Raw genomic sequence first — 4,040 nt, 5'->3', positions numbered from 1 at the left:
TTCTTGAAACAACCCTGTATCATGTATGGCTATCGCAACTCTTATTATTGCGACTATACTTTTAAAAGCTACAGGAACAACGGGTGTAGACGGAATGCTTGGCGCAATTTCAATCGGAGCCATCATTTGTGTCGTTGCGGCTATTGCCGGAGACTGTTCTCAGGACTTAAAAACAGGTTTCATTTTGGGTGCAACACCTAAAAAACAACAAATCGGTGAAATCATCGGGGTTATTGCTTCAGCTGCAGCAATAGGATATGTACTTTATCTTTTAAGTGCTGCATGGGGATTCGGTTCTAACGAAATTCCTGCTCCACAAGCAACAATGATGAAAATGCTTGTTGAAGGTATAATGAGTGCAGAACTTCCTTGGGCATTGATTTTCGCAGGCGGTGCGGTTGCCATAGTTATAGAAATACTTGGTGTTCCTGTTCTTCCTGTTGCCGTAGGTATGTATCTTCCATTCAGCTTAAGCGCCGGCATTATGGCAGGCGGACTTGTTCGTTTAGCTATGGATAAACGTAAAGTAAACGAAGAAGAAAAGAAAGAATCTGTTGAAAGAGGAACATTATATACATCAGGTTTAATCGCGGGAGAAGGTTTAATGGGAGTTATCCTTGCTGTTCTTGCCGTACTTAACAAAGCAGATGTTATCGATGTTTCAAAAGTATTCAGCATCGGACAGATAGGAAGTTTGGTTGTATTCGGTCTGCTTCTGTTCAGCCTTGTATGGGTTTGTATAAAGAAAAAAGACAAGAAACAAGAAGCATAAGACAACTTTAACGTAAAAACAATAAAGATGCGATTTGATAATAATTATTAAATTGCATCTTTTTAAAAGTATTATTTAAGGAGAAATTTCACTAAATGAGCAAGTCGAAAAAGAAAGATAATTACTTGGAATATATTCCGATAAAAAACCCTGAAATGGATTACGAAACCGACGATAAAAATATCGTAACCATAAAAAAAGAATGGGTTGGGTTTTATAATAACATAGCACAAAAATTCTTTAAAAAACCAAGAGTAAGTGATATTACACTGGATGAGTACGGCAGTTTTATATGGCTTAAGATAGACGGAGAAAAGAATGTTTATGACCTTTCCAAAGAACTTGAGGTACATTTTCCCAAAATGGAAAAAAGTCTGGCTCGTTTAATGAAATTTTTGGAAATCCTTAAAAACAATGAATTTATTTTGTGGAAGGAGAATAAATAATTGAATATTCTGCATTATCTGCCCTATGTATTTTTGTTTATGGTTGCAACCATGTTAATTTACGGATGGGGGCTTTGGAGGGCGTCACGCCAAACCAATGATTTAATGAATATGCTTTATTCAAAATCAGTTTCAAAAGTAAAAAAGGCAATCAAAAGAAACGGTCCCATGACAAAAAAAGAAATCGAAGATACAATAAAGGATATCCAGGTAAGCCAACCTTTCTCAAAAAATCGTTTGGGTATTACAGATCCGAAAAGCTTTTCTCTCTCTTTGATAGAATATATGATTAAACAAAAGATAATCATAGAAGAAAAGGGAAAAAAGAACAAATCTATATATAAACTAAAATAAAAAGATATCTTATGATATCTTTTTTTTATTATAGTAAAAAAATAATTTCAGTATAAAACACAAAACGCAATATGCGACCTTTTATATCACAATCTTCTATTAAAATCATATATATAATTATTTGTAGTTAAAAATATACAATCACTAAACCAAATAATTTAAATGTATATTTTAAACAATAATATAAAAGGCAGGAAAACAAATGAAAGTAAACTTCAAACATCTGATAATATCTATATTAATACCGCTGTTAATCGGAGGATTGTCGGCACTTTTAACAAAAAACAGTATGAGTATATATCAAAACCTAATATTGCCTCCCCTGTCTCCTCCGGGGATTGTATTCCCCATTATATGGACAATTCTTTTTATTCTCATGGGTATAAGCTCATATATCATTTATCAGTCAAATGGCGAAGAAAAAGAAAATGCTTTGAAAATATATATAATTCAGTTGTTACTGAATTTTATTTGGAGCATAATATTCTTTAAGTTTACAAATTTTGTAATCGCATTTACGATTCTTGTTATATTATGGATATTTATATTAAAAATGATTTCCTGTTTTTCTGAAATAAGTAATATATCTGGAAAGCTGCAAATTCCTTACTTACTCTGGGTAACCTTTGCGGGATATTTAAATTTAATGGTAGTTGTACTTAATAAATAAAGAAATTACAATTGAAATACCATATTTTTAAGAAAAAATAACAATACTGGATATACATATACTGTATTAAAAAACTCAAATATTAAGTTTTTTAATGGTTTCTTTTATACTCCCAATATCGAAAGGTTTGCTTATAAATCCGCATACTCCCATTTCATAAGCTTTCTTTAAGGTATCTTCATCTTTTTCCAAAGCAGATATTATAAAAACGGAAATATCTTTAAACTTATCGTCTTTTTTCAAAAAAGACAACACTTCGAATCCGTCAATATCCGGAAGAATGATATCGAGAAGGATTAAGGATATATCATTATAACATTCATTTAAAATATCTATCGCTTCTTTTCCTCTTTCTGCCTCGTAAATATTAAAATCATCGGACAACATATGCTTTAAAATTGCCCTGTTCATCTCCACATCGTCAACAATTAAAATAGATTTTTCTTTCATTTCCTCATCTTCCCGTATAATTTGAATAAATATAACAAAAAAGCCGTTTACAAAGATTCTTCTTTGAAACGGCATACTATGGCAATAAGCCTTTAAATCATTATGGCAGGGGCAGAAGGACTTGAACCCTCGGCACGTGGTTTTGGAGACCACTGCTCTACCAACTGAGCTATACCCCTAAATTTAACACCATTAAATTATATCAAATTTCACAAAAATGTCAATATGTAAATAGATGTTTTATTCATATTAAAATATCGACTTATCCTTTATTCTTTGAAGAACATACATCTATCAGTTCTTTTACCCTTCTTTTTAAAGTTTTCATTCCTTCAATATTATATTCCTTCGGATCATAAACTTTATTATCCTTAAGTGAATTTCTTACACCTTCGCTAAAAGCAACTCTTAAATCAGTTGCATAATTCACTTTGCACATACCGAGTTTTATAGCCTTTTTCACGTCTTCGTCCTTTGTACCGCTGGTACCGTGAAGAACCAAAGGAACGTTTACGACACTTTTTATTTCTTTAAGCCTTTTAAAATCCAAGTTTGGAGACTCTTTGTAAAATCCGTGAGCGGTACCTATCGCAACGGCAAGAGATGAACATCCGCTCTTTGATGCAAACTCCCCTGCTTTTATAGGAAATGTAAGAAAAGCATCTTTTTTCGAAACTTCAACTTCATCTTCCTTCCCGCCCACTCTTCCAAGCTCACATTCTACGGGAACATCAAATTTATCTGCATAAAGACAGACTTTTTTAGACAAGTTTATATTATCTTCAAAATCCAACTTTGAACCGTCTATCATAACAGAAGTGTACCCCGCATCTATACACCTGACGCATAAATCATAACTTGCACCGTGATCAAGGTGAAGAACTATGGGTATGGATGTTTCCTTTGCATAATAATCGACAATTGCATACGCCACTTCGGGAGGTATATATTTAAGAGTGGAAGTAGTCGTCTGCATAATAACCGGGGAATTCTCTTCGCTGCAAGCTTCGATTATTCCCTTTGCCATTTCCATATTTTCGAAGTTAAAAGCAGGTATGGCATAATTTTCCTTTTGAGCTTTTAAAAGCAATTCTTTTGATGTTACAAGAGGCATGATTATCTCCTTTAAAATTTCTTTTTATGATTCATTATCAGAGGCTTTGTATATTGCCTCATTATCTTCATCCAAATCTTTTTGTTCACATGTTTGTTTTTCTTCCAAAAGGTCATTTTGATGTTTCTTTCTTATTAAAATTATCCCTACAATACCAAGGACAATAAGTCCAAGACTCACAAGCTGCGCTGTCCTAAGCCCGAAAAACATAAGAGAATCGGTTCTTAATCCTTC

Annotated in this window: 5 protein-coding genes, 1 tRNA gene and 2 pseudogenes; 4 read left to right on the top strand and 4 right to left on the bottom strand. The window is 33.0% G+C overall.

From position 1 onward, the window contains the following. Positions 1–22: 22 nt before the first annotated feature. The 4 genes and pseudogenes from QZ357_RS03860 to QZ357_RS03845 all read left to right on the top strand — a co-directional run. Positions 23–772, top strand: a pseudogene (locus QZ357_RS03860) (OPT/YSL family transporter); the annotation flags it as partial. A 95-nt stretch (positions 773–867) separates the two neighbouring features. After that, on the top strand, positions 868–1,218 hold the full coding sequence (locus QZ357_RS03855) for a PqqD family protein (protein ID WP_290772005.1): 351 nt from the start codon (positions 868–870) through the stop codon (positions 1,216–1,218). After that, positions 1,219–1,572, top strand: coding sequence for a hypothetical protein (locus tag QZ357_RS03850; protein ID WP_366934114.1), 354 nt, complete (start codon positions 1,219–1,221; stop codon positions 1,570–1,572). Positions 1,573–1,774: 202 nt separating this feature from the next. Then, positions 1,775–2,242, top strand: a complete 468-nt coding sequence (locus QZ357_RS03845; RefSeq protein WP_290772001.1) for a TspO/MBR family protein — start codon at positions 1,775–1,777, stop codon at positions 2,240–2,242. A gap of 75 nt (positions 2,243–2,317) precedes the next feature. Here QZ357_RS03845 and QZ357_RS03840 read toward each other — a convergent pair whose 3' ends face one another. The 4 genes and pseudogenes from QZ357_RS03840 to QZ357_RS03825 form a co-directional block, all read right to left on the bottom strand. Further along, positions 2,318–2,692 carry a response regulator gene (locus QZ357_RS03840; protein WP_290771999.1) on the bottom strand — a complete coding sequence of 125 codons (375 nt, stop codon included), beginning with the start codon at positions 2,690–2,692 and terminating at the stop codon, positions 2,318–2,320. 103 nt (positions 2,693–2,795) lie between these two features. After that, positions 2,796–2,871 (bottom strand) — tRNA-Trp (locus QZ357_RS03835). Between the two features lie 83 nt (positions 2,872–2,954). Further along, positions 2,955–3,806, bottom strand: a complete 852-nt coding sequence (locus QZ357_RS03830; RefSeq protein ID WP_290771996.1) for a class II fructose-bisphosphate aldolase — start codon at positions 3,804–3,806, stop codon at positions 2,955–2,957. Positions 3,807–3,830: 24 nt separating this feature from the next. Beyond that, positions 3,831–4,040: pseudogene (locus tag QZ357_RS03825) on the bottom strand (prolipoprotein diacylglyceryl transferase); the annotation flags it as partial.

Origin of the sequence: Anaerofustis sp. (genome assembly GCF_019420015.1) — a bacterium.
Classification (GTDB): Bacteria; Bacillota; Clostridia; order Eubacteriales; family Anaerofustaceae; genus Anaerofustis.
This window is presented reverse-complemented; position numbering and strand designations above follow the sequence as displayed.

Coding starts and splice junctions, on each gene's coding strand:
- QZ357_RS03830 (WP_290771996.1), bottom strand. CDS start 3,806: ATGCCTCTTGTAACATCAAAAGAATTGCTTTTAAAAGCTCAAAAGGAA.
- QZ357_RS03845 (WP_290772001.1), top strand. CDS start 1,775: ATGAAAGTAAACTTCAAACATCTGATAATATCTATATTAATACCGCTG.
- QZ357_RS03840 (WP_290771999.1), bottom strand. CDS start 2,692: ATGAAAGAAAAATCTATTTTAATTGTTGACGATGTGGAGATGAACAGG.
- QZ357_RS03855 (WP_290772005.1), top strand. CDS start 868: ATGAGCAAGTCGAAAAAGAAAGATAATTACTTGGAATATATTCCGATA.